At 66.0% G+C, this 22,991-nt stretch carries 22 protein-coding genes; 13 read left to right on the plus strand and 9 right to left on the minus strand.

Annotated features, from left to right (window positions below):
* Positions 1-16: 16 nt before the first annotated feature.
* The 6 genes from AC5LXX_RS34070 to AC5LXX_RS34095 all read right to left on the minus strand — a co-directional run bounded on the left by AC5LXX_RS34070 (position 17) and on the right by AC5LXX_RS34095 (position 3,615).
* Positions 17-1,441: an aminotransferase-like domain-containing protein gene (locus AC5LXX_RS34070; protein WP_493413600.1), complete on the minus strand. Its 1,425-nt coding sequence runs from the start codon at positions 1,439-1,441 to the stop codon at positions 17-19.
* A 290-nt stretch (positions 1,442-1,731) separates the two neighbouring features.
* Entirely contained in the window at positions 1,732-1,986 is a 255-nt protein-coding gene (locus AC5LXX_RS34075; RefSeq protein ID WP_493413601.1) for a hypothetical protein, read from the minus strand.
* 36 nt (positions 1,987-2,022) lie between these two features.
* Positions 2,023-2,478: a DUF1269 domain-containing protein gene (locus AC5LXX_RS34080; RefSeq protein ID WP_493413602.1), complete on the minus strand. Its 456-nt coding sequence runs from the start codon at positions 2,476-2,478 to the stop codon at positions 2,023-2,025.
* Between the two features lie 69 nt (positions 2,479-2,547).
* Positions 2,548-2,745: a hypothetical protein gene (locus AC5LXX_RS34085; RefSeq protein ID WP_493413603.1), complete on the minus strand. Its 198-nt coding sequence runs from the start codon at positions 2,743-2,745 to the stop codon at positions 2,548-2,550.
* Positions 2,746-2,797: 52 nt separating this feature from the next.
* Positions 2,798-3,247 carry a phosphate-starvation-inducible protein PsiE gene (locus tag AC5LXX_RS34090; RefSeq protein WP_124456354.1) on the minus strand — a complete coding sequence of 150 codons (450 nt, stop codon included), beginning with the start codon at positions 3,245-3,247 and terminating at the stop codon, positions 2,798-2,800.
* The gene (locus tag AC5LXX_RS34095) at positions 3,244-3,615 is read right to left on the minus strand and encodes a helix-turn-helix domain-containing protein (RefSeq protein ID WP_493413604.1); all 372 of its coding nucleotides are present in this window, start codon (positions 3,613-3,615) and stop codon (positions 3,244-3,246) included. Before AC5LXX_RS34095 ends, AC5LXX_RS34090 begins: the two co-directional genes overlap by 4 nt.
* A 376-nt stretch (positions 3,616-3,991) precedes the next feature.
* Here AC5LXX_RS34095 and AC5LXX_RS34100 point away from each other — a divergent pair, with 376 nt between their 5' ends.
* The 8 genes from AC5LXX_RS34100 (at position 3,992) to trpS (ending at position 14,521) form a co-directional block, all read left to right on the plus strand.
* A complete protein-coding gene (locus AC5LXX_RS34100; RefSeq protein ID WP_493413605.1) occupies positions 3,992-5,059 on the plus strand; it encodes a Dyp-type peroxidase in 1,068 nt (355 codons plus the stop codon).
* Positions 5,052-5,867, plus strand: coding sequence for a family 1 encapsulin nanocompartment shell protein (locus AC5LXX_RS34105; RefSeq protein ID WP_124456350.1), 816 nt, complete (start codon positions 5,052-5,054; stop codon positions 5,865-5,867). The genes AC5LXX_RS34100 and AC5LXX_RS34105 overlap by 8 nt, the downstream gene beginning before the upstream one ends.
* Before the next feature lie 110 nt (positions 5,868-5,977).
* Positions 5,978-6,247, plus strand: coding sequence for a hypothetical protein (locus tag AC5LXX_RS34110; protein WP_124456349.1), 270 nt, complete (start codon positions 5,978-5,980; stop codon positions 6,245-6,247).
* Positions 6,248-6,870: 623 nt separating this feature from the next.
* The gene (locus AC5LXX_RS34115; protein ID WP_493413606.1) at positions 6,871-9,708 is read left to right on the plus strand and encodes an ATP-dependent Clp protease ATP-binding subunit; all 2,838 of its coding nucleotides are present in this window, start codon (positions 6,871-6,873) and stop codon (positions 9,706-9,708) included.
* Positions 9,709-9,832: 124 nt separating this feature from the next.
* The gene (locus AC5LXX_RS34120; RefSeq protein ID WP_493413607.1) at positions 9,833-12,112 is read left to right on the plus strand and encodes an FdhF/YdeP family oxidoreductase; all 2,280 of its coding nucleotides are present in this window, start codon (positions 9,833-9,835) and stop codon (positions 12,110-12,112) included.
* Between the two features lie 349 nt (positions 12,113-12,461).
* The gene (locus AC5LXX_RS34125) at positions 12,462-12,746 is read left to right on the plus strand and encodes a hypothetical protein (RefSeq protein WP_493413608.1); all 285 of its coding nucleotides are present in this window, start codon (positions 12,462-12,464) and stop codon (positions 12,744-12,746) included.
* Between the two features lie 396 nt (positions 12,747-13,142).
* On the plus strand, positions 13,143-13,298 hold the full coding sequence (locus tag AC5LXX_RS34130) for a hypothetical protein (RefSeq protein WP_493413609.1): 156 nt from the start codon (positions 13,143-13,145) through the stop codon (positions 13,296-13,298).
* 209 nt (positions 13,299-13,507) lie between these two features.
* Entirely contained in the window at positions 13,508-14,521 is a 1,014-nt protein-coding gene (trpS, locus tag AC5LXX_RS34135) for a tryptophan--tRNA ligase (protein WP_493413610.1), read from the plus strand.
* A gap of 70 nt (positions 14,522-14,591) precedes the next feature.
* Here trpS and AC5LXX_RS34140 read toward each other — a convergent pair whose 3' ends face one another.
* The 3 genes from AC5LXX_RS34140 to AC5LXX_RS34150 form a co-directional block, all read right to left on the minus strand.
* Complete coding sequence (locus AC5LXX_RS34140) at positions 14,592-15,254, minus strand: amino acid ABC transporter permease (RefSeq protein WP_493413611.1); 663 nt, start codon at positions 15,252-15,254, stop codon at positions 14,592-14,594.
* Positions 15,255-15,281: 27 nt separating this feature from the next.
* Positions 15,282-15,932: an amino acid ABC transporter permease gene (locus AC5LXX_RS34145; protein WP_322080820.1), complete on the minus strand. Its 651-nt coding sequence runs from the start codon at positions 15,930-15,932 to the stop codon at positions 15,282-15,284.
* 62 nt (positions 15,933-15,994) lie between these two features.
* A complete protein-coding gene (locus AC5LXX_RS34150; protein WP_493413612.1) occupies positions 15,995-16,822 on the minus strand; it encodes a transporter substrate-binding domain-containing protein in 828 nt (275 codons plus the stop codon).
* A 336-nt stretch (positions 16,823-17,158) separates the two neighbouring features.
* Here AC5LXX_RS34150 and AC5LXX_RS34155 point away from each other — a divergent pair, with 336 nt between their 5' ends.
* The 5 genes from AC5LXX_RS34155 to AC5LXX_RS34175 all read left to right on the plus strand — a co-directional run bounded on the left by AC5LXX_RS34155 (position 17,159) and on the right by AC5LXX_RS34175 (position 22,979).
* Entirely contained in the window at positions 17,159-18,097 is a 939-nt protein-coding gene (locus AC5LXX_RS34155) for a LysR family transcriptional regulator (RefSeq protein WP_493414335.1), read from the plus strand.
* Between the two features lie 102 nt (positions 18,098-18,199).
* On the plus strand, positions 18,200-19,348 hold the full coding sequence (locus AC5LXX_RS34160) for an SRPBCC family protein (RefSeq protein WP_493413613.1): 1,149 nt from the start codon (positions 18,200-18,202) through the stop codon (positions 19,346-19,348).
* A gap of 49 nt (positions 19,349-19,397) precedes the next feature.
* A complete protein-coding gene (locus tag AC5LXX_RS34165) occupies positions 19,398-20,576 on the plus strand; it encodes an ABC transporter ATP-binding protein (RefSeq protein WP_493413614.1) in 1,179 nt (392 codons plus the stop codon).
* A gap of 3 nt (positions 20,577-20,579) precedes the next feature.
* Entirely contained in the window at positions 20,580-21,644 is a 1,065-nt protein-coding gene (locus tag AC5LXX_RS34170; protein ID WP_493413615.1) for an ABC transporter substrate-binding protein, read from the plus strand.
* A gap of 87 nt (positions 21,645-21,731) precedes the next feature.
* Entirely contained in the window at positions 21,732-22,979 is a 1,248-nt protein-coding gene (locus tag AC5LXX_RS34175; RefSeq protein WP_493414336.1) for an ABC transporter permease, read from the plus strand.
* Positions 22,980-22,991: the final 12 nt, after the last annotated feature.

Here is a 22,991-nt window from a genome sequence, read left to right on the forward strand (position 1 = left end):
GCGCGCGACGGTACGTTCAGTCGAGACAGCGTGCGGCGAGCTTGCCGACGGTCACGACCGCCTGCTCGATCTCGGGCGACCACGGGCTGCTGTAGTTCAACCGGATGAAGTTCCGGTAGCTGTCCGCGATCGAGAACATGTAGCCGGGCCCGATCGTGATCCCCTGCTCCAGCGCGAGCTGGTACAGCCGCATCGCATCGACCTGCGCGGGCAACTCGACCCACAGCACGTACCCGCCGGCCGGGCTCGAAATGCGTGTTCCCTCGGGGAAGAACCGCGACACCATCGTCCGCATCAGGTTCGCCTGCTGCGCGTACGCCTTGCGAATCCGCCGCAGGTGATGCTCATAGCCGTCGCGTTCGAGAAACTCCGCGATCGCCAGCTGCGGCAGCGACGGCGTTGCCAGCGTATTCAGGAACTTCAGCTTCTCGACCTGCTCGCGATAGCGCCCCGGCAGCGCCCAGCCGATCCGGTACGCGGCCGTCAGGCTCTTCGAGAACGACGAGCAATGCAGCACGATGTCATGGCGGTCGAACGACTTCAGCGTGCTCGGATGCATGTTGCCGAAGTACAGTTCGTTGTACACGCCGTTCTCGATGATCGGCAGGTCCGCTTTCGTTGCGAACGCCACCAGTTCGCGCTTGCGCTCGTCGGGCATCTGGAAGCCGAGCGGGTTCTGGAAGTTCGGCATCACCATGCACGCGGCGATCGGCTGCGACTTCGCGATCGCGGCCAGCGCCGCGATGTCGATCCCGTATTCCGGGTGTGTCGCGACCTCGATCGCCTTCATCCCCATCCGCTCGATCGCGTGCAGCATCGCGTAGAACGTCGGCGACTCCACCGCGATCGTGTCGCCCGGCTTCGCCACCGCCTGCAGACACAGGTTGATCGCCTCCGTCGCGCCGACCGTCACGATGATCTCGTTCGGGTCCACCGACATCCCGTTCTCCAGGTAGCGGCGCGCGATCTGCCGGATCAGCCGCGGATGGCCCGGCGGCAGCCCGTCGGTCACGCCCCACAGCGACTTGTCGCGGCCGGCTGCGTACGCATAGCGGTTCAGCTTCTCGAACGGAAACAGGCTCGGGTCCGGGTACGGCGAGCCGAGCGGCACCGCGTCGTCGGTGCCGATCGAGCGCAGCGTCGACAGCACGAGCCGGCTCACGTCGACCGACGACGAGATCGCGATCGGCTTCGACGGCCGCAGCTCGCGCACCGGCGCATGGCTGTCGTCGCGTCGCAGGTTCACGAAATAGCCCGACTGCGGGCGGCTTTCGAGCAGCCCGCGGCTTTCCAGCAGCAGATACGCGTGCAGCACGGTCGTGATGCTGATCCGGTGCTGCTGGCTCGCCTGCCGCACCGACGGCACACGATCGCCGTGTCGATATACACCTTGCCGGATGAGTCTCTCTATGTCGTTTGCAAATTTCTCGTAGAGCTTCATCCGCCTCGCCCCGCCAGCGGTGAACCGGCCTGCGATGCATGGGCGGCGCGGCCGCGCCGGCGCGCGAAGCCGGATAGCCGTGCCCGGGCGCGGGTGTCCCCGTGCGAACCTCGTCCGTTATCGAAATTGAAGGCGGATAGCAATGCGAATCTCATCAAGACAAGGTTCGGCATCCTACTGCGTCATTTCGACGAATGTAAGTGACAGTTTGGCGAGGAATCGTCAAATCCGGCCGGCGTGGTGAACAGATTCGAACGCGGCCGCGCGGCCCGCCCCGCGGCCGTGCGCATTCACGCGTCGTCGACGTTGTCCGCGTAATGGTCGATCGCGACCTTGCATTCGTCGAACACCACGGTCAGCAGCGCGATGTCGTTCGACTCGACCCACTTGCGGATCTGCAGGAACTGGCCGGTGCCGAGATCGGCGAGGCGGGCCGGATCGTCGGTCGTCACGTCGGCGGTCGCGATCGCGCGGTTGCCGTGGCCGGGCAGCGGCGCCAGCGTCGCCGCGATGTCGAAGCGCCGGTACGATTGATCGATGCGCATGCGGTTCTCCCTAAGCAGTTCGAAAAGGGTGCGGGCTCAACCGAGCGCCTGGCGGAACACCTTGCCGCCGAATCCCGTCACGACGTTGTCGACCGAGAACGGCGTGTCCTCCTTCGCCTCGACGATGACCGCGACGCTGCCGGGTGCGAGCCGCGCGGCCACCGCCTCGACGAAGGTGCCGTCGAGCAGCGCATTGCCGGCCGCATCCGCGAGGATGCCGGCGCCGGCGCCCGCCGCCATGCCGGTGACCACGCCGAGCGGCCCGGCCAGCAGGCCGAGCAGGCCGCCCGCGATCGCGCCGATCACGCCGCCCTTTAACGGCCGCGATTCGGCCGCGAGCACCGCGAGCTTGCCGGTCGCGTCCTTCTCGACGACGACACCGTTCTCGATGTGGAATCCTTCATTCTTCTCCGACAGCGCCTCGAAATCGTTCACGGCCTGATGGGCCGTGCCGACGCTGTCGAACACGGCGACGATCAGTTGCTTGGTCATTCGACACCTCGCTAGGTTGGATGATCGGGTGTAGCGGTCACGACGCGTGCAGCACGCCGGGATTTGCATTCAGATGCCGGTTGCCGCGGCGCGTGCGCGGGCCGCATCGGCATACGCGTGCGCGGCCGCCTGCTGCAGCCCGGCGACCGACGGCGCACGTGCGCGCGCCGGGTCGGCGGCGTACGCGTCGCGCGCCAGCCGGTACGCATCCGACGATGCGTGCTGCAATTCGATGGCTTCCGTCGTAGCGACGGATTGCGGTTTCATGCGACACCTCCTGCGAAAACGTGGCGAACGCAAGCGTCATGCCGCTTGCGGGTTACCTGCGTGCGTGCACATCGTCCTCGACATCGTCGACGTCCGCCGGAAAGCGATGCTGGCCGAAACTGAGGATCAGCACGCCGACCGCGAGCAGCACGATCCCGAAGGTCGTCATCAGCATCCGCTCGGGGCTGTCGGTCGCGCCGCGCAGGATCAGGTCGCGGGCGAGCGACGTCATCGCAATGAACAGCGGAAACCGTACGGGCAGGCGGCCGAGCCGCAGGTAGCGCACGTCCATCGCGAGCACTTCCAGGTACAGGAACATCAGCAGCAGGTCGGTCAGCGACACCTCGCCCGCGAGCACGACCTTCCACGCTTCCTGCGTCATCGCGAACGCGGTCGCGAGCCCGATCACGATCAACCCGGCCAGCTCGGCCGCGTGCAGGAAGTGACCGAAACGGCGACGGATGCGCTCGGCCGGCGAACCGGAAACGGTGGACGTATTCAAGGCGAAAGTCGGTGTGAAGGTGCGTAAGCGGCGCCGGGAGGCGGGAAATCAGGACAATGCGCGGGACCATGCGCTGGCGAATACGCGGCATCGCGTGCATCCGGCGCGGGCACACGAGCCGGACCGGTCGCCTGCTCGACCGCCGACAGCGTGCGGCGGCAGCACACGTGGAACGCGTCGCCCGCGTCGGTGCAGGCGACGTCGTCGTGTTCGCGGCACAGCAGCAGGCGGCAGCCGAGATACCGTTCGAGCGCGTCGATCCGGTCGCTCACCTGCGTCTCGCCGAGCTTCAGTTCGGCCGCGGCGGCGGACAGGCCGCCGTGCTCGACCACCGCGACAAATACTCGCATCGCTTCCAGCAGGTTCATGGTGACGCTCCTCGTCGGCGGCGCAGCGGGACCTAATCTACTGCACGCGGCACACACGCTCAAGAGCACAGCGCCGCAGCCGCCAGGAGTACAGCTGCGCGGGCGCCGCGCAAAATCCGGCCCCGTTTGACGCAATCGAATGACAGATTCACGTTACGTGTTCCAAAGACCCGTCGAAGCTGCTAGATTGCATGCTCGACGACGTTACGCGGTGCGGGCAGGTCACGCGCCGGGCGGCCGGCCGCCGCTGTCGCGGCCCGTTGCGCGATGCCCGCGCAACGTCCTTCATCCGCATGTCACAAAGAGAACAGTCGCATGACACAGTTCAACCGTTCGCCTTCGCGCGCCGCGGCAGCCGCGGCCCATCCGTCCCGACATGACTGACCGGCAGGCCGCGATGCAGACTCCTCCCCCGCTCTCCCAGGCCGTTCACAGCACGATCACGCGCAGCGCGATCTTTCTCGTGGCGACGATCAATCCCGGCACCGATCACGCCGACACGATCCGTTCGTGGTGCGGCGACATCGCCGCGCTCGTGCGCTCGGTCGGCAAGCGCGTGCCGGGCGGCAACCTCACGTGCGTCTGCGGCTTCGGCGCCGACGCGTGGGATGCGCTGTTCGGCGATCCGCGCCCTGCGTCGCTGCATCCGTTCCGTGAATTCGGCGCCGGCCAGCGCGTCGCGGTCGCGACGCCCGGCGACATCCTGCTGCACATCCGCGCCGAAGCGATGGACCTGTGCTTCGAACTCGCGACGCAACTGCTCGGTGCGCTCGGCGATGCGGTGACCGTCGTCGACGAGGTGCACGGCTTCCGCAATTTCGACCAGCGCGCGATGATCGGCTTCGTCGACGGCACCGAGAACCCGGAAGGCCGCGCGGCGGTCGACTTCACGGTGATCGGCGACGAGGATGCCGAATTCGCCGGCGGCAGCTATGTGATCGTGCAGAAGTACCTGCACGACATGGCCGGCTGGAACGCGCTCGCGGTCGAGACCCAGGAGCGCATCATCGGCCGCACCAAATTGTCCGACATCGAGCTCGCGCCGGACGTGAAGCCGTCGTGCTCGCACAGCTCGCTGACCACGCTCGACGAAAACGGCCAGGAAGTGAAGATCCTGCGCGACAACATGCCGTTCGGGCGGCCGGGTGCCGGCGAGTTCGGTACCTATTTCATCGGCTATGCGCGCTCGCCGGCACCGATCGAGCAAATGCTCGAGAACATGTTCGTCGGCCGCCCGCCGGGCAACTACGACCGCCTGCTCGACTACAGCCGCGCGGTCACCGGCTCGCTGTTCTTCGTGCCGTCGGCCGACCTGCTCGAGGCGCTCGCCGACCGCGCGGCGCCCACCGCCGACGTCACATCAACGGAATCCTCGCCGTCCGCGCCGCAGCGCGACGGCTCGCTGAAAATCGGCTCGCTGAAAGGGACCCCAACCTATGAATAACCTGCACCGCGAACTCGCCCCGATCTCGTCGTCCGCCTGGGAACAAATCGAGGAGGAAGTGGCGCGCACCTTCAAACGATCGGTGGCCGGCCGCCGCGTCGTCGACGTCGACGGCCCCGAAGGCCCCGAACTGTCGGCCGTCGGCACCGGGCACCTGACCGAGGTCGCCGCGCCGCGCGAGCACGTGAGCGCACGGCTGCGCGAAGTCCGCTCGATCGTCGAGCTGACGGTGCCGTTCGAGCTGAGCCGCGAGGCAATCGACAGCGTCGAGCGCGGCGCGCGCGACGCCGACTGGCAACCGGCGAAGGAAGCCGCGCAGCGGCTCGCGTTCGCCGAGGACAACGCGATTTTCGACGGCTACCAGGCAGCCGGCATCGTCGGCATCCGCGAAGGCACGTCGAACCGCAAGCTCACGCTGCCGGCAGACGTGAGCGCCTACCCGGACGCGATCAGCGATGCGCTCGAGGCGCTGCGCCTCGCCGGCGTCGACGGTCCGTATTCGGTCGTGCTCGGTTCGGACGCCTACACCGCGCTCAGCGAAGCGCGCGACCAGGGCTATCCTGTCCTCGGCCATATCAAACGCATCGTCAGCGGCGAGATCATCTGGGCGCCGGCGATCAGCGGCGGCTGCGTGCTCTCCTTGCGCGGCGGCGACTACGAGCTGCACCTCGGGGAAGACGTATCGATCGGCTACACGAGCCATAGCGACAAGGCTGTCCGCCTGTACCTGCGCGAGACGTTCACGTTCCTGATGCTGACGAGCGAAGCATCGGTGGCCGTGGCGCCGCAAGGCAATACGGCGGCCTGAACCCGGTTGCCCGCGCGAGGCGCCCCGAGCCGGGGCGTCGCGCGCGACCGGCCGCACTGCCGGCCGCATGTTCGTCGCCGATCGAGCCCATCCTGCATGGAGAGATTGTCATGAGCGATACGAATGATGCACTGCAGGCGCTGCAAGCGTCGGTCGACACGTTGAAGCAGACCGTCGACGCGAACGCGGGCAGCCAGGCCGGCGACACCGCCGTGCTGTTTACCGTCGTGTCACTGATGCTCGCCGAGCTGCCGCCCGACACGCGCAACCTGATCGAGGATTCGTTCTCCGTCTGGGCCAATGGTCTGCCGAATGCGGCATTGTCGAGCGACGTGAAGCGGATCGCCCGGCAGCGGCTCGCGATGAACCTGTCCGACTGATCGCGGTTCACCACGGTTGCGCCACGTCCGGCCCGATCCGTGCAACCCGCCCTCTCCTTGGCCGGCCCGCCGGCACGCATCGGCTGCGGTGCGTGCACGGCCGGACCTGGCCGGTTCGCCCGCGCCACCGGCGCGCGCGTCATGCTGCGCGCGGCCCTTCGCTACCCCGCCGGACCGCCCGCGGCCGGCCCCCTGCGCGCCGATGTCGCACCACGCGCCGTTCGCGTTCCGCGTGCCGCCGCCCCGGCGCACCGCATCCCCCGCCTGCCGCACACGCCCGCGCCGCCGCGTGCGCGCCCGTCTGTACTCCCTGGCACCCGCGCACGCGTCGATGTGAGGGTGCAATTCACGGCCGGTCCGGCACGGAACTGTGTCTTGGATGGCCCCCGCCGATTCGCTATTTTGAACGCAGTCGAAGCGATGCCGTGGGCTCCTCGCAGCACTCGCGCTTCCCGCCCCGACCGCGACCGTGCGCCACGCCGGCGCGCGCTGCGCGACCGTCCGGGCGCGGCACGCGCGCCGCCGCGCCACGCGTCGCGAGGCCGCGGTCGGGACGCGCGAGCGCCGCACCGCATCGGGACTTCACCCTTCGACCCACCTTCACAGACAGGAGCCAGACCACCATGCCCGCACTTTGCGATATCTGCCACGCGCGGCCGGCCGTCGCGCGCGCAACCGTGATGCAGGACGGCGAGCGCAAGACGATCTCGATCTGCGATTACCACTTCCGCCAGCTGATGCGGCATCAGAGCATGCTGAACCCGTTCGATTCGCTGCTGGGCGGTGGCGGCTCGTCGTCGCTGTTCGGCGGGCTCGACGACGAAGCACCGCTGGCCGAGATTCCGCGCGAATCGGTCGACCCGACCGACGCGTTCAGCGAACAGACGCTCGAACTGCTGCAGCGCGCGGCCGAGAAGGCGCACGAGCTGCGCCGCAGCGAGCTCGACTCCGAACATCTGCTGTATGCGCTCGCGGACACCGACGTGTGCGCCGCACTGCTGAAGGAACTGAAGCTGTCGCCGCAGGACATCAAGTCGTATATCGACGAGCACGCGCACACCGGCACGGCCGACCCCGATGCGCCGCTCGACAAGCTGTCGATCTCGCCGCGCGTGAAGAAGGCCGTGCAGTACGCGTTCCAGGCGTCACGCGATCTCGGCCACTCGTACATCGGCCCCGAGCACCTGCTGATCGGCCTCGCGTCGGTGCCGGACAGCATCGCCGGCACGCTGCTGAAGAAATACGGCGTGACGCCCGAGGCGCTGCGCCAGAAAGTCGTGAAGGTGGTCGGCAAGGGCGCCGAGGACGGTCGCGTCGATGCGCCGACCGGCACGCCGAACCTCGACAAGTTCGGCCGCGACCTTACCGCGATCGCGCGTCAGGGCAAGCTCGACCCCGTGCTCGGCCGCGCACAGGAAATCGAGAGCACGATCGAGGTGCTCGCGCGCCGCAAGAAGAACAACCCGGTGCTGATCGGCGAGCCCGGCGTCGGCAAGACGGCGATCGTCGAAGGGCTCGCGCAGCGGATCGTCAACGGCGACGTGCCCGAGGTGCTGCGCGACAAGCGGCTCGTCGAAGTCAACATCAACTCGATGGTGGCCGGCGCGAAGTACCGCGGCGAATTCGAGGAGCGCGCGAAGCAGCTGATCGACGAAGTCACTGCGAAGCAGGACGAACTGATCCTGTTCATCGACGAGCTGCACACGATCGTCGGCGCGGGCCAGGGCGGCGGCGAAGGCGGCCTCGACATCGCGAACGTGCTGAAGCCCGCGCTCGCGCGCGGCGAGCTGAGCCTGATCGGCGCGACGACGCTCAACGAATACCAGAAGTACATCGAGAAGGATGCCGCGCTCGAACGGCGCTTCCAGCCCGTCTTCGTGCCGGAGCCGAGCGTCGAGCAGACGATCGTGATCCTGCGCGGGCTGCGCGACAGCCTCGAGGCGCACCACCAGGTGACGTTCTCCGACGACGCGTTCGTCGCCGCCGCCGAGTTCGCCGACCGCTACATCACGTCGCGCTTCCTGCCCGACAAGGCGATCGACCTGATCGACCAGGCCGCCGCGCGCGTGCGGATCGGCGCGACGTCGCGCCCGGTCGACATCCAGGAAGGCGAAGCGCAGATCGCGCAACTGAAGCGCGAGCAGGACTACGCCACGTCGCGCAAGCGCTTCGACCAGGCGAAGCAGTTCGAGGAGCAGATCAACGAGAAGCAGAAAGCCGTCGACGAGAAGATGGAGGCGTGGCAGCGCAAGACCGGCTCCGAGACGCTCGAAGTGACCGTCGAGTCGGTGGCCGAGGTCGTGTCGCGCCTGACCGGGATCCCGGTCTCCGAACTCACGCAGGAAGAACGCCAGAAGCTGCTGCAGATGGAGGAGCAACTGCGCGAGCGCGTGGTCGGCCAGAGCGATGCGGTGGTCGCCGTCAGCGATGCCGTGCGGCTGTCGCGCGCGGGGCTCGGCCAGACGCACCGGCCGATCGCGACGTTCCTGTTCCTCGGGCCGACGGGCGTCGGCAAGACCGAGCTCGCGAAGGCGCTGGCCGAGACCGTGTTCGGCGACGAGCAGGCGATCATCCGAATCGACATGTCCGAGTACATGGAGCGGCACGCGGTCGCGCGGCTGATCGGTGCGCCGCCCGGCTACGTCGGCTACGACGAAGGCGGCCAGCTCACCGAGCGCGTGCGGCGCCGCCCGTACAGCGTGATCCTGCTCGACGAGATCGAGAAGGCGCATCCGGACGTCTACAACGTGCTGCTGCAGGTGTTCGACGACGGCCGGCTGACCGACGGCAAGGGCCGCGTGGTCGACTTCAGCAACACGATCATCATCGCGACGAGCAACCTCGGCGCGGCGATCATCATGGACAACCTCACGCAGCCGGAAGCCGCGCGCAAGACCGACAAGGCCGTGCGCGAGGAGCTGATGCAGGTGCTGAAGGGCCATTTCCGCCCCGAGTTCCTGAACCGCATCGACGAGGTGATCGTCTTCCACGCACTGTCGAAGGACAACATCCGCTCGATCGTGCAGATCCAGCTCGACCGCGTGGTGCGGACCGCCGCCGCGCAGGACATCACGCTCGTGATGGGCGACTCGCTCGTCGATCACCTGACCGAAGTCGGCTACCAGCCGGAGTTCGGTGCGCGCGAGCTGAAGCGCCAGATCCGCCAGACCATCGAGACGCGGCTCGCGAAGGAGATCCTCGCCGACCGGTTGAAATCGGGCGACCGGTGCGAAGTCGACTTCGACAAGGACAGCGACGAAGTGAAGTTCAACAAACTCGCCGCGCCGGAAGCGAAGGACACGAAGAACGCGAAGCCGGACGCCGACGGCAAGGCCAAGCCGAACGGCAAGACCGCCAAGGCATCGGGCGATGCGAAGGCGGACGACGCGCCCGCCGCCGCACCGCCGCCCGCGGCGAAGCCCGGCAAGAAGTCGTCCGGCGCGAAGAAGGACGCGCACTGAAAAAACGCGTGCCCTGCAACCCGGGGCACGCATGACCGGCTCCGTCCGCCGGACGGAGCCGCCCCACGCCGCGACAAGGCGCAACCGAGCCACCCGCACCGGGCCCGGCTATTGGAGATTCACCATGACAAATCGACGCGAAGTGCCAGGCATCAGGAAGTACGATGGGCCCGCCGGCGGTTGGGGCGCGCTTCGCGCGACAGCCGATGCGGTGCGTACGCAGATGGAAACCATCGAGGCGCCGATCGTGCTGATGCGGACCAACCAGCCCGACGGCTTCGACTGTCCCGGCTGCGCGTGGCCCGACAAGGAACACAAGTCGACGTTCCAGTTCTGCGAGAACGGCGCGAAGGCCGTCACGTGGGAAGCGACGACCAAGCGCGTGACGCCCGACTTCTTCGCGGCGAACACCGTATCGTCGCTGCTGCGCATGTCGGACTACGAACTGGAGAACATGGGCCGGCTCACGCATCCGCTCGTCTACGACCGCGCGACCGACACGTTCCGCGCGATCGAATGGGACGACGCGTTCGCACGCATCGGCGAAGTGCTGCGCGCGCTGCCGCCCGAACAGGTCGAGTTCTACACGTCGGGCCGCGCGTCGAACGAAGCCGCGTACCTGTACCAGCTGTTCGCCCGCGAGCTCGGCACCAACAACTTCCCCGACTGCTCGAACATGTGCCACGAGCCGACCAGCGTCGGCCTGCCGCAGTCGATCGGCATCGGCAAGGGCACCGTGTCGCTGGAAGATTTCGACCATTGCGAGCTGATCATCTCGATCGGCCACAACCCCGGCACGAACCACCCGCGGATGATGGGCACGCTGCACGAGTGCGCGCGCCGCAACGTGCCGATCATCGTGTTCAACCCGCTGCGCGAACGCGCGCTCGAACGCTTCGCCGATCCGCAGGACATGATCGAGATGGCGTCGTTCGGTTCGACGCGCATTGCCTCGACGTACTACCAGGTCGATGCGGGCGGTGATGCGGCCGCGCTGAAGGGCATCATGAAGGCGCTGCTGAAGCTCGAAGCCGAGCAAGGCAACGTGCTCGATCGCGACTTCATCGCGCAGCACACCAACGGCTTCGACGCATTCTCGGCCGACCTCGAAGCCACGTCGTGGGACGACATCGAACGCGCGAGCGGCCTCAGCCAGGCGCAGCTCGAACAGGTTGCGCTCGCATACGCGAAGTCCAACGCGACCATCATCACGTACGGGATGGGCGTCACGCAGCACAACAAGGGCACCGCGACGGTACGCCTGATCGCCGACCTGCTGCTGATGCGCGGCAACATCGGCAAGCCCGGCGCCGGCGTGTGCCCGCTGCGCGGCCATTCGAACGTGCAGGGCAACCGCACGGTCGGCATCACCGAGAAGCCGTCGGCCGAGTTCCTGAAGAAGATCGAGGACGTGTGCGGCTTCACGCCGCCCGCGCAGCACGGGCACGACGCCGTGCAGGCGATGCAGGCGATGGTCGACGGCACCGCGAAGGCGCTGCTGTGCCTCGGCGGCAACTTCGCGGTCGCGCTGCCCGATCCCGAGCTGTCGTTCCCCGCGATGGCGAAGCTCGACCTGAGCGTGCATCTCGGCACGAAGCTGAACCGTTCGCACCTGCTGGTCGGCAAGGAAACCTTCATCCTGCCGGTGCTCGGCCGCACCGAGCTCGACATGCAGGCCACCGGCCGGCAGTCGATCACCGTCGAGGATTCGATGTCGATGGTTCATGCGTCGGCCGGCAAGCTCAAGCCCGCGTCGGACCAGTTGCGCTCGGAACCCGCGATCGTCGCGGGGATCGCGCACGCGACGCTGCCGAACAGCAAGGTCGCGTGGCTCGACCTGATCGCCGACTACGACCGCATCCGCGACCTGATCGACAAGACGGTGTCCGGCTTCGAGGCGTTCAACGAGCGCATCCGCACGCCGGGCGGCTTCCGCCTGCCGCTGCCGCCCACCGAGCGCGTATGGCCGACACCGACCGGCAAGGCGATGTTCTCGGTCTACAAGGGCGTGAAGGAGGACGCGGACGTGCTCGGCGCCGAGCAGGTGCTGCGCCTCATTACGCTGCGCAGCCACGATCAGTACAATACGACGATCTACGGGCTCGACGATCGCTATCGCGGCGTGTTCGGCCGGCGTGACGTGCTGTTCATGAACGCGGCCGATCTCGCCAAGTACGGGCTCGAGCACGGCGACCTCGTCGACATCGAGACGATCACCGCGTCGGGCCGCACGCTGCGCCTCGAGAAGATCACCGCGATCGAGTACGACATCGCGCCCGGGTCGGTCGGCGCGTACTACCCGGAAGCGAACGTGCTCGTGCCGCTCGACTACATCGACAAGGAAAGCGGCACGCCGTCGTACAAGTCGGTGCCGGTGCGCGTCGCACGCTCGGCGGTGGTCTGATTCCGGTTCGGGCAGGTTCGCGCCGCACGGCACGCAGCGACATGCCGCGCATCTGAACCTGCCCGCCGCCCCGCTCTACCCGTTCTACCCTCTCCCGTCCGCCGCATCGCCACCGATGCGGCGGACGCTTCATTTCATCCCGTCGAACGACGCGACGCTTGCCGCGCAGCCGACGTCGGCGGCTGGGCGGCCGATGCGCGAACGCGCGCCGACGCGGTCGCTTTTTTGTGGCTGTCGACTAGAAAAAAGCTGGGGTCGTGGGGTGGCTGAAATAGCGAGCAAACAGTCCGTCGCGCCGTACAGGAACGAACCGTGCTCGTTTTTTCAGGTACTTGATGGAGGACAGATCATGAAACCCACGAGAATTGCAACCCGCCGAATTCTGGCAACGCTCGCGGCAGGCGGCGCACTCGTCGCGGGCAGCGCGGCCTTCGCGCAAGACTATGCCCCGCAACCGAGATACGAACAACGAGATCCTGCCCCGGGGGCAGATGTGTCCGTCACGATTGGCATGCACGGTGACCGCTACTGGGACGGCCATCGCTACTGGGAACACGATGCATGGAGGCATCGTCATCCGCGTGATCGGGATCCGTGGCGCGAGCATGAACACGAGCACGAGCATCGTGAATAATTGACGGCCCGCAGGGCACACGACATTGCACAGTGCCCGTCAGATCAGCTTGAGCGCGGCTTCTCCGTCTGGAAGAGGTCGCGCGCCTTTATGATTCGCGCAACTGTAGCCATCAGTGTTCGATCAGGCGGCAACGCCCTGCCGCTACCCTGGCCCCGACAATTCTTGACTGTGCCCCTACCTCCGAACTGGTAGGATGTCGGTCGCTCGGCATGGACGGCGGCCACGGGGCGTTCAACTGTCCCCCTTTTAAACCGCGATCGGCCGACCTGCCGTCCCCTGAGCGACACAGTGCGCCAATCGCACTCCCTGCCCCCGTAGCCCCGCAACACCCCGGCTCGCCCCGCGCGACCCGTTGCAGTAACCGTTGGAGTGGCGCGCCCCGCGCCTGCAAGCATGAAGAAATCGAAGCAGTCCCCGCGTCCATCGCACCACAAAGACCGCACGCCACTCGTACGCGCCGGCGCATTGCTGCTGATGGCCGGCCTGCTGTACCTGCTGTGGCCGTCCGCCGAAACCGCGTACCTCGCGATGGAGTCGGTGATCCGCTGACGCGCACGGCCGGCCGCGCACTACGCTATACTTGCGCGATGGAAACCAAACCTGCCTCGCCGATCGTGCATTGCTGGTGGCGCGCCTGACCCAGGCGGCCCGTTTCCTTTTGCATGTCCCAAACGTGATGCCGCCAGCGATGGCGGCATTTGCGTTTCTGCGCTGACGTCATGGCTGGCAGCTTCGATAACCCGGAGCCAACGACGACCATGACGCAACCCACCCGCCCGACCATCCTCACCGGCGACCGCACGACCGGCCCGCTGCATCTCGGCCACTACATCGGCTCGCTGCGTGCGCGCGTGCAGATGCAGCACGAAGCGACGCAATTCCTGCTACTCGCCGATACGCAGGCACTGACCGACAACATGGGCCGCCGCCAGCGCGTCACCGAGAACGTGATCGAGGTCGCGCTCGACTATCTCGCGGTCGGCATCGATCCGGCGATCTCGACGATCGTCGTGCAGTCGCAGGTGCCCGAACTCGCCGAGCTGTCGCAATACCTGCTCAACCTCGTCACGGTCGCGCGCCTCGAACGCAATCCGACCATCAAGGAAGAGATCCGCCTGCGCGGGTTCGAGCGCGACATCCCGGCCGGTTTCCTGACCTACCCGGTGAGCCAGGCGGCCGACATCACCGCGTTCAAGGCGACGCACGTGCCCGTCGGCGACGATCAGCTCCCGATGATCGAACAGACCAACGAACTCGTGCGCCGCTTCAACGCGACCGTCGAGCAGCCGGTGCTGGTCGAATGCGAGGCCGTGCTGTCGTCGGTCACCCGGCTGCCGGGCATCGACGGCAAGGCGAAGATGAGCAAGTCGCTCGGCAACGCGATCACGCTCGGCTCGACGCCGGACGAGATCGCTCAGGCCGTGAAGGACATGTACACGGACCCGAACCACCTGCGCGTGAACGACCCGGGCCAGGTCGAGGGCAACGTCGTGTTCACGTTCCTCGATGCGTTCGAGCCCGACGTCGCGAAGGTCGACGAGCTGAAGGCCCACTATCGCCGCGGCGGCCTCGGCGACAGCGTCGTGAAGCGCGTGCTGAACGAGCGGCTGCAGGCGCTGATCGAGCCGATCCGCACGCGCCGCCGCGAGTTCGAGACCGACAAGGCCGAGGTGATGGCGATCCTGAAGCGCGGCACGCTGCACGCGCGGGAAGTGGCAGGCGCGACGCTCGCGGAGGTGAAGGGCGCGATGGGGCTCACGTATTTCGATTGAGCGGCGATGCCAGCGGGCATGGCTCCCACCACGCCATGCACGCTGGATCTGAACGTTGACGTGGGCCGAATCATGCAAGCCGACGCGCGACGCGCCGCTCGACCGCCGTGCCCGCCCACGTCGCGATTTCGACAAGCAACAGGTAACACACGGATAGCGCGAGCAATGTCTCGACGAACGCGAAGCTCGCCGAGCCGATACCGGTCAGCACGAATGTCAGTTCCGGTACGGTGACGATCGACAGCACCGCGGTTTCCTTGCTCAGCACAATGGTCAGGTTGGTCAGCGCCGGCAGGATCAGCACCATCATCTGCGGCAATTGCACGCGAAAGGTCGTTTGCCAGCGGCTCAGGCCGAGACAGGAGGCCGCTTCGACATGCCCTTTCGGCACGGCCAGGAATCCGGAACGAAATGCCTCGGTGAAATAGGCGCCCGCATAGAGCGCAAGGCTGACCACGCCTGCCGTCAACGGCTCGAGCGTCAAGCCGAATGCCGGGCCGCCGTAGTACAGCAGAAAGAGCTGCACGAGAAACGGCGTGCCGCGGAACAGCTCGACATAGACGCGAATCGCCGCGCGTACGAAGCGGCCGCCCGCCTGCTGCGCAAGCGCCGCACCGAAACCGATCGCGGCCCCGGCGAGCGTACCAGCCGCCCAGGTCGCGACGGTCATCGCGAGCCCCGCACCGATCTCCGGCAGGTTGTTCACGAGTACATCGGGATGGAAAGTCAGCATGGGAATCTCAGGCAAGCCACTGACGCGTCACGCCGCGCGCAGGCGCCGCTCCGCGCCATGCGCGATCAGTGCCAGCGAACCGCAGAGCAGAAAATAGATCATCCCGGCCGCGACATAAGCTTCGAGCGGCTGGTACGTGCTGGCCGCGATGTTCTGCGCGGTTCGCGTGATCTCCGCCACCCCGACCACGGAGACGAGCGACGATGCCTTGATCAGCAGCACCATTTCGTTGACGAGCGACGGCAGTGTCATCCGCACGGCCTGAGGCACCTGGATCCGCCACAGACGATCTTTTGCCGAGAACCCGAGCATCGTCGCGGCCTCGAGCTGCCCCTTCGGGAGATTCGCGAATCCGCCACGGAGAATTTCGGCGATATACGCGGCAGAGCACAGCGACACGGCGCTGACGGCCGCCATCACGGGCGGCACATTGATGCCCACGAACGGCAGGAAGTAGTAGACGAGCAGCAGTTGCACGAGCAGCGGCACCCCGCGAAACACCCGGACATACGCACCGGCAGCGGCACGAATCGCCACTTGCGGCGCAAGCCGTCCGCAGCAGATCGCAAGACCGATGAAGAAGCCGAGCACCAGGCCGGCTGCCGAGACTTCGAGCGTCATCAGCGCCGCATGGAACAGCAACGGCAGGCCGTCGATGAAGGTGGTCAGGCTGAACATGGCAAGTTGCTCGGTCGTGGTGCTCGGCGGTGGCGCGCGATGATGTTGCCCGGACGTGGCGCTCAGTAGTTCGGCGTGGGCATCTCGGTCGGCAGTGCGGTCGCGACGCCGAGCCACTTGCGCTGCAGTGTCGCAAGCGTGCCGTTCTTGTTCAACGTGACGAGCGCCGCGTTGAACGCATTGGCCAACGACGCGCTGTCCGCATCCTTGCGTAACGCATAGGCGAAGTAGACTTTCGCGCCGAACGCAGGTTGCACCACCGAGAACACGGCCGGGCGCTGCTTCGCGACATACGCGATGTTGGTCAGCGAGTTGGCGACGGCGGCAATGCGCCCGGTCGCGAGGTCTGCATACGCCTGGTTGTTGTCGACGTATTCGCGGATCGTCGGCGGCTTCGGCAGCGTCGCCGCGTAGCTCTTCAACTGTTCGAGTTGCGCGCTGCCCTTGCCCGCTCCGACCACTTTGCCCGCTATATCGGCAGAGGTCTTGAGACTGCCGTCGCTGGCTCGCTTGAGCAACGCATCGGTGGCTTCCGCGATCGGCAACGAGAACGCATAGCGTTCCGTGCGCGCCTTCGTTACGGTCAGCGGTCCTGCGACCATGTCGAACTTGCCCGCGTCGAGCCCGGGCAGCACGCTTTCCCACGGCAGATCGATGAAGCGCACCTTCACGCCGACAAGCTGCCCTACAGCCGCGAACAGATCCTTGTTGAAGCCGGCCTGCTGGCCGTTCTCGAGGAAATCGAACGGCGCAAACTGCATTTCGGTCCCCACCACCAGCTCGCCGTGCTGCTTGACTTGATCGAGCAGGCTCCCGGCATGGGCGGCCACACTGGCTGCCGCGAGGGTCAACGCCACGAACAGCGAAGTACAGGACTTGGATCGTTTCATCTGACGTGTTCCATTCGAATCGAAAAGTGACTGGATGACCGGACTGACGCCCGCCCGTTGATCGCCAGGCGACTCCGCCGTCAATGCAATCTACGTGGTCAATTTACCGACAGAAATATTGTTTTCCGATCCACCGAAAAGCTTTTCCCTATGTACGCGGTCTTTCATCGACTCTGCGAACAGGCGCATCCGCGCCATCCGTGGGGCGCCCGCGCAAATGCACATGGAAAAAAATGATGCAGATCTTCCATGACCATCTTTTTGACTATGCAAAATAGCAGCGCGCCTCGCGTCGCGAGCCGCGTCCGATTCGATACCTTGTGCGAGCCACGCGTCATGGAAAACATTGCGTTGCGCTATTCGTTGCGCCAGTTGCGCTACTTCGTGGTCACTGCGGAAACACTGTCGTTTACCGCCGCCGCACGCCAGTTGCATATCTCCCAGCCGTCGATCTCTACATCGATAGGCGAACTGGAATCTTCATTCGGCGTCCAGCTCTTCATCCGCCATCGTGCGAGCGGTGTGTCGTTGACGCCTGCCGGACGCGACTTGCTCGGGCAGGTGCGCAACCTGCTGAAGAATGCGGAAGAACTGCAGACAATGGCACGCGAGATGGACGGCGGAATGTCGGGCACGATCGCGCTGGGCTGCCTCGTCTCGCTGGCTCCGCCCTTGATGCCGCCATTGATGAGCCGCTTCGTTTCCGAGTACAGCGGCATCGGGTTCCGCACGATGGAGGCGACCCAGGACGACCTGCTGTCGGCACTGAGCAACGGCACGCTGGACATGGCGCTCACTTATAGCCTCGATATTGCCGACGACATTTCGTTCACGCCGCTCGTCACGCTGCCGCCGTATGCGATTCTGCCGCCCGAACACAAGCTCACGCGCAGCAAGAAAGTCGCACTCGCCGATCTGCTCAACGAACCGTATGTCCTGCTCGACCTGCCGCACAGCCGCGAGTACTTCGCAGGACTTTTCGATCCGCTCGGCCGCCGCCCGACTCCAACGTTCCGTTCGTCGCAGCCGGAAGTCGTGCGCGGCATGGTCGCCAACGGTCTTGGCTACAGCATCCTGAACTTCCCGCTTCGTTCGACCCGCACCGTCGATGGTGCGACGTTCGCGGTCCGTCCGTTTCGCGACGAGGTCGCGGCGATCACCCTCGGCATCGCGATGTCGCGCAGCATGAAACCCCGCCAGCTCGTCACACGCTTCGCGCAATTCTGCGAAACCTATATCCCTCAGGTGCACGTTCAGGCCTCGCCGGCTGCATAGGAAAAAACTTCTTGTTGCATCCGAAAAGAATATTTCGACTCTTTATTGGACTTGCTAAATTGGTCGCCAATGTGATCGGTTTCAACGTTTCCCGGAGGCACGATGCGGTCCATCCCAACGGCGGCGCCGTCCATCGACGTGATCGTCCGCGACCTGAAAAGCAATTGTGAACGCGACTTCGGCGACGCCCGCGCGATGCCACCGGGCGTCTACACATCGCCCGAGTTTCTGGAGCGCGAACAGCAAACCCTCTTTCGCAACGAATGGCTGTGCATGGGTCGCGCGAGCGCGCTGCCGAACCCGGGCGACTACCTGACGGCGGAGACCGCCGGCCAGCCGATCATCGTGCTCCGTCGCGACGACGGCACACTGCGTGCCATGTCGAACGTATGCCTGCACCGCATGTCCACGCTGCTCGAAGGCCGCGGCAATGTGCGCCGGATCGTCTGCCCCTATCACGCGTGGAATTACTCGCTGGACGGCGATCTGCGTGGCGCCCCGATGATGGACAGGCAGGACGGATTCTGTAAGGACAGCTACAAGCTTCCGCAGGTTCGCTGCGAGATCTGGCAGGGCTGGGTCTACGTCACGCTCAATCACGAGGCGCCACCTGTCGCCACGCAGTTGAAGGAACTCGACGAACTGATCGCCGATTACGACATGGCGTCATATGTCGAGACTTTCCACGAAGAACACGTGTGGGACACCAACTGGAAGATCCTCGCGGAAAACTTCATGGAAAGCTATCACCTGCCGATGCTGCATCGGGCGACGGTGGGCCCGCATTCGAAGCTCGACGAGATGGAGTGCCCGCCCGGGCTTCCGGCATTCAACTATCACTGGATCACGAAAGAGGCGTCGCTGCCGATCGGCAATGCGCATCCGAACAACACGCGCCTGCAAGGCCAATGGCGCAAGACGACCGCGCTCCTCGCGATCTACCCGACCCATCTCGTCACGCTGACACCGGGCTATTTCTGGTATCTGGTGCTTCAGCCGCTGGGCGTGGATCGCGTGCAGATCCGCTTCGGCGGCGGCCTGTCGCCGGAATTCGTCGACGACCCGAAGGCGGCTGAATACATGGCGACGCTGAAGCAGCTGCTCGACGAAGTGAATCTCGAAGACCGGCGCGGCGTCGAGGCGGTATTCCGCGGCGTGCATGCCCCGCTTGCGAAGCCCGGTCACCTGAGTCATCTGGAACGGCCGAACTACGACTTCGCACGCTATCTGGCGTCGCACGTCGCGGTTTGAAGCCGCACGCAAACGACTCGCCCCTCACGTCACCTCATTGAAGCTCACGATGACCAGCCAACCCTACATTTCGTTCGTCGGCGTCAGCAAGTCCTACGACGGCCGGCATGCGGTTGTCGACGGTCTCGATCTCGACATCGCCCGAGGTGAATTCGTCTCGCTGCTGGGACCGTCCGGCTCCGGCAAGACCACCACGCTGATGATGCTCGCCGGTTTCGAGACGCCGACCGACGGCACCATCCTGCTCGACGGTCACCGCCTCGACGACAAGCCGCCGCACCAGCGCGACATCGGCATGGTGTTCCAGAACTACGCGCTCTTCCCGCACCTGACGATCGCCGAGAACGTCGCGTTTCCGCTCTCGGTGCGCAAGACCGCTCGCGACGAACGCAAGCAGCGCGTGCAGCGCGCGCTCGACATGGTGGAGCTGTCGCATCTCGCGTCGCGACGTCCCGCACAGTTGTCGGGCGGCCAGCAGCAGCGCGTCGCGCTGGCCCGCGCCCTGGTATTCGAGCCTCGCGTGGTGCTGATGGACGAGCCGCTCGGCGCGCTCGACAAACGGCTTCGCGAAACGATGCAGTACGAAATCATGCGGCTGCATCGCGATCTGTCGCTCACGATCGTCTATGTGACGCACGATCAGAACGAAGCACTGACCATGTCGAATCGTGTCGCCGTGTTCTCGGACGGACACATCCAGCAGGCCGCGACGCCGACCGAACTGTACGAAAACGCGCAGAACGCTTTCGTCGCGAACTTCGTCGGCGAGAACAACGGTCTCGCCGGGCGCGTCAGCGCGCTCGACGGCGAATGGGCCGTGCTCCAGCTTCACGGCGGCGCCACGATCCGCGGTCGCCGCGGCAACCAGGTCGAGGCCGGCGACGACGCCACGCTCGCGCTGCGCCCCGAGCGCGCGCAGGTACTCGGCGTGGGCGAAACCGCGAACGTGCCGGCGGGATCGAACGCACTTGCCGCGACGGTGCGCGACATCGTGTATTGCGGCGATCATCATCGCGTGCAGCTGCAACTCGGCAGCGGCGACACGATGGTCGTCAAGGTTCCCAACACGCGCCTCGTCGCGCTGCCGCCGATCGGCGCGGCCGCGACGATCGTATGGCGCCAGGACGACTGCAAGGTGCTGTCGCCGTCCGCCGTCGCCCGCGTCGCAAGCTCCGCCGTTCGCTTACCCACCCCGCCTGTTGCCATGCCCATCGCCTCTGGAGCCTGAAAAATGAAAAACCCTCGCTACGCCCTTCTGCGCCGCACGATCGCGGCTGTCGTCGGGCTCTCCGCATTCTCCGCGCTGCCTGCCGCTCATGCTGCGGATACGCTGTCCGTCGTCACGTTCGGCGGCGCCTATGAAACGGCCGCACGCCACGCGTGGTTCGAGCCGTTCACTGCAAAGACCGGCACCCAGTTCCAGACCGAGTCGTACGACGGCGGTCTTGCCAAGCTGCAAGCCATGGAACAGGCGAAGAACCCGACGTGGGACCTGATCGACATGGAGACCAACGACGCGATCAACGCGTGCGACGAAGGTCTGCTCGAGAAGCTGGACAGCAAGGCCCTCGGCAACACGTCGGATTTCCTGCCGGGTGCGTTGCGCGATTGCTCGGTGGCCGCGATGGTCTGGTCGACCGTGTATGCGTACGACGCGTCGAAGCTGAAGACCGCGCCGGCCGGCATCGCGGACTTCTTCGACCTGAAGAAATTCCCGGGCAAGCGCGGCCTGAGAAAATCGCCGAAGGTCACGCTCGAATGGGCACTGGTCGCGGACGGCGTGGCCCCGGCCGACGTCTACAAGGTGCTCTCGACCCCCGCCGGCGTCGATCGTGCATTTGCGAAGCTCGACACGATCAAGTCGAGCATCGTCTGGTGGGAAGCCGGTGCGCAAGCCCCGCAGCTGCTCGCGGACGGCGCGGTGACGATGGTGCAGGCATACAACGGCCGCATCGACAGCGCCGTTCACCAGGACAAGAAGCCGTTCAAGATCGTCTGGGACGCGCAGGTGTACGACTACGAATGGTGGGGCGTGCCGAAGGGTGCGAAGCATGCCGCGGCCGCGAAACAGTTCATCGTTGCATCGGCGCAGCCGCAGGCTTACGCGGATCTGTCGAAGTACATCGCTTACGCGCCACCGCGCAAGGTATCGTTGCCGCTGATCGACAAGGCGCGCGTTAACGACCTGCCGACCGCGCCCGCCAACTTCAAGCGACCGATCCAGATCAACGCGAACTTCTGGGCCGACAACGGCGATACGCTGACCAAGCGTTTCCAGACATGGCTCGGCCAGTAACGCGCCTCGTCACGACGGCGTAGTGGTTTTACGCGACGCGTCCTGCTCCGGGCGCGTCGCTCTGGAGTCCAGATGAACAACTCGTCGATGTTTCCCGTGCGGGCGGCAGGCCCCGAGCTCGCCACCGGGCACGCCGTCAAATACCGGCAGGCGCGGCGCAAGGCGGCTTTGCGCGCGCTGCTGCTGACGCTGCCGCTGCTCGTGTTCCTGCTCGCCACGTTCATCGCGCCGATTGCGTCGCTGCTTGCCCGCAGCGTACGCAATCCGGAACTGTCCGGCGCGATGCCGTCGTTCGCGCAAACGCTGCGACAGTGGAACGGCCAGGGCGTGCCCGACGAGCCGGTGTTCGCCGCCCTCGCCAGCGGACTGAAAAAAGCCGGCGATGCCGGCTCGCTCGGCGACGTGGCGCGCCGGATGAATTTCTACCAGCCCGAGTTCCGCACGCTACTGCTGAAGTCGGCACGCACGGTACGCGCCCAGGACGCCGTCACGGCATGGAAGCCCGTCCTGCTCGCCGCCGACGATCGCTGGAACCAGCCCGAAACCTGGCGCCTGCTGAAACGCGCGGCATCGCCATGGACGCCGGACTATCTGTTGAACGGGCTCGACGCACAGGTGTCCCCCGATGGCGCCGTCCATTCGGTGCCCGCGAACAGCGCGGTCTACCGCACCGCGTTCATGCGCACGGTGTCGATCAGCGCAACGGTCACGCTGCTGTGCCTGCTGCTCGCGTACCCGGTCTCGTGGCTGCTCGCCAACCTGCCGGCGAAGCAAAGCAACCTGCTGATGCTGTTCGTGATCGTGCCGTTCTGGACCTCGCTGCTGGTCCGCACGACCGCGTGGTACGTCCTGCTGCAACCGGGCGGCGTGGTCAACCGCGTCCTGCTCGCGCTGCATGCCGTCGATCATCCGCTGCCGTTGATCTTCAACCGCGCAGGTGTACTGATCGGCATGACGCACGTGCTGCTGCCCTACATGATTCTCGCGATCTACTCGGTGATGAAAAGCGTGCCGCCGATCTACATGCGCGCCGCGCAGTCACTCGGTGCGCACCCTGTCGTCGCATTCTTTCGCGTGTACGTCCCCCAGACGCTGCCGGGCATCGGTGCCGGGTGCTTTCTCGTGTTCGTGCTGGCGCTCGGTTACTACATTACGCCGGCCCTGCTCGGCGGCGCCGGCGACGAGATGATCAGCCAGCTGATCGCGTCGCAAACCAACGATCTGCTCAACTGGGGGCTGGCCGGTGCGCTGTCCGCGTATCTCGTGATCTTCACCGCCGTGTTCTATTTCATCTTCAACCGGCTCGTCGGCATCGACCGGCTCCGGTTCGGCTGACGCCCTACGTCC

The sequence above is a fragment of the Burkholderia torrens genome (genome assembly GCF_984668525.1).